Source organism: Xylophilus sp. ASV27 (assembly GCF_016428875.1).
GTDB lineage: Bacteria > Pseudomonadota > Gammaproteobacteria > Burkholderiales > Burkholderiaceae_C > Xylophilus.
The window spans coordinates 1-2,553 of sequence record NZ_JAELTO010000209.1; the positions used below are offsets into that span (position 1 = coordinate 1).

General features: G+C 57.9%; 2 protein-coding genes and 1 pseudogene. 1 reads left to right on the forward strand and 2 read right to left on the reverse strand.

All coding sequences use genetic code 11. From position 1 onward, the window contains the following. Nucleotides 1–117, forward strand: a pseudogene (locus JHD63_RS22285) (IS5/IS1182 family transposase); the annotation flags it as partial. 6 nt (nucleotides 118–123) lie between these two features. Here the strand turns inward: JHD63_RS22285 and JHD63_RS22290 are convergent. Together JHD63_RS22290 and JHD63_RS22295 are read right to left on the reverse strand one after the other, a co-directional pair. After that, complete coding sequence (locus JHD63_RS22290; protein WP_198972966.1) at nucleotides 124–1,251, reverse strand: porin; 1,128 nt, start codon at nucleotides 1,249–1,251, stop codon at nucleotides 124–126. A 195-nt stretch (nucleotides 1,252–1,446) separates the two neighbouring features. Continuing rightward, the coding region (locus tag JHD63_RS22295; protein WP_233168541.1) for a Bug family tripartite tricarboxylate transporter substrate binding protein at nucleotides 1,447–2,553 on the reverse strand (1,107 nt) is incomplete at its 5' end.

Below are 2,553 nucleotides of genomic sequence, written 5' to 3' on the forward strand. Positions count from 1 at the left end.
CTGGCCGCGTTTGGCAAGCTGCGAACCCGCTTCGAGCGCCGCATCGACATTCATGTCGCGCTGCTTTCCCTGGCTTGTTGTGTCATCTGTGCTCGCAACCTCCCTTTGTTTTGTTAGCCGCTCTTAAAAGATCTTCCGCAATCCTGCCTGGAAGACAATCTTCTCATTGACAAATTCTTTCAAACTACCGGTGTGGGCGCCCAGGGCTGTGTAGAAAATCGCGGTCTTGGACAGGAAGTACATTGCTCCAACCCCGGCTCTGCCAAGGCTCTTTCTTGCCAAGGTGCTTTCGTAGGTAGTGCGCGTGTAGTTTGTTCCGAGCAGAAACTGACCAACTGGCATGGATGCACCCAATGTGTATGCGGTGAGTGCATTCGCGGGAGTTCCAAGACCAGGCAACTGCAGCGAGGAGATCTGCGTCCCCACGCCGCCATTCGTTGCCGTCGGCTCCGTGATGATGCCAGAACTTCCGGGCGTGAGCTTGCTTCCTCGTTGATAGCCGCCGAATAGCCTGAAAGCACCAAAGTCGTAATTGGCCCCCGCCTCGAAGATCTTGTTGACACTGTCACCCGCGACACTGACGCCGGGCGTGGCTGCACGTGCCTTGCTCAGCTCATACGACGTCGCCGCATTCAGAGGGCCGTCTGAGTAAGCGAGCTTGATACCGTGATACCGATCAACCAATCCCTCGCCCGGAGCAACTAGTACTTGAAAGGCGAACGGACCAAACTTCGGCGAGAGATAGTGGATTGCATTGTCGATTCGAGGCGTGTCGATGAAGAGCGGCACCGGCCCGTTCGTGTAGTTGGCATTCGCACCGGGATTCAGGATGGTCGCATTGGTGAAAGGGTTGGTCAGTCGCATGACTTCATCGTGCATCGTGTACTGACGACCAAGACGAATCTCTCCCCAGGAAGGAGAAAGCAACGAAACAAAAGCGTGCCGTCCGAAACCTCGGCCACCATTGGCCAATGTCCCCGTGTCGGTGTTAAGGCCCATCTCTAGATTTGCGCTAGCCATGAGCCCATTGCCGAGGTCTTCAAGTGCGGTGAAACCGAGGCGCGACCCAGGCCCAAAAGTAACACCGTCAGCTAAGCGGTCGAGGGTACCGCCCCTCATCGGCGATGATTCGCCCGAGCGCAGGTGCTGGTAGCTCAGATCTACCAACCCGTAAATGGATACTCGCGATTGAGCCTGCACGACGCCCGAGGCGGCAGCAAGTACACATGCAAGAGAGATGACGGCTTTCATATTTTTCTCCATTCGGTGGTTCGACGACTGGTCGGTGTTGTAGGCACGCGCATATCAGTGGCCTCGCGTTGCAAGGCTTCAACTGATCAACTTGGAAACGGCCGCGTTGACTGCAGGCCGTTACAACGGCGGGCATCCAGGATCATTCGAAGGATGTTCGGACGAGCGGAAGCCTGGCCCCGTCCGGGGCTGGAACTACTGCTTTGCAATGCCCGCAGCAGCCAGGAGCCGCGCTGCTTCTGCAGCGTCGTGGCGAAGCTTGTCCATGAATGCATCTCCCGCAAGTGCCAAGGGCTCACTGCCCTCGTTCATGCAACGCTGCTGGAATGCTTCACTGGAAACTACGAAGCTCAGAGCGCGTGAGAGAGTGCCGACGACTTCTTGTGGAGTACCAGCCGGAGCGAGGAGCCCCTGATAGCTGGAAAACTTGAAGTTGGTGACTCCCTGCTCGGCCAATGTAGGAATATCCGGAAAGACCTTTGCGCGAGCGAGTGACGAAATACCGTAAGCGCGCAATCGACCGTCTTTGATCTGAGGGCCGGAGTTGGCTCCCGTGTCAAACATCATGTCAACACGCCCTGCAATCACATCTGGCATCGCACTGCTAACGCCCTTATAGGGCACGTGCAGGAGTTCCGCGCCCGATCGACTGGCGAACATCGCGCCCGCCATCCAAGAACTGGTACCGACGCCCCCCGACGCGAATGTCGACGCATTGGGCCTTTCCTTCGCGCGCTTGAGCACCTGTTCGAGGGTCGCGGCGGGGCTCGCCTGAGATGCAACAAGGATGAGAGGAGACTCATTCATGCCGCCAATGCTCGAGAAGTCCTTGAATTCATATCCTGGGGTTTGAGCCGTTGCGTATCCCAGTGCGAATGCGTTGGATGCGGCCAGCAACGTGTATCCGTCCGCAGGGGCTGACTTCACGAAGCGGATCGCAATCAGCCCATTGGCACCGGGTCGATTGTCCACAACGACCGGCTTCCCAAGCCTCTCCTGCATCTTCTGCGCGATGAATCTGGTAGTCGTATCGATCAGCCCACCTGGCGGGAAGGGGACGACGATCGAGATCGGTCGAGTGGGGAATTGCTCCCCACCGAATGAAGTTGACGCGGCGAATGCACTCGCCAGCAACAGCATTGATCGACAAACGGTGGATGGTCGAGGCATCTTAGGGCAACGCTGAACAAGTCCGCGTGGTGGCGCGCGCCCTGGTGTGGGATGGGATGCAAGGCGCAAACCGCAGCCATAGCCGCAGCTATGGCGAGGATTTGCAACGCCGCAGACCGCCCACAGCAGGGA

What these genes read in the sequence shown, in the direction of transcription:
- JHD63_RS22290 (WP_198972966.1), bottom strand. Translation starts at nt 1,251, where the DNA reads ATGAAAGCCGTCATCTCTCTTGCATGTGTACTTGCTGCCGCCTCGGGC.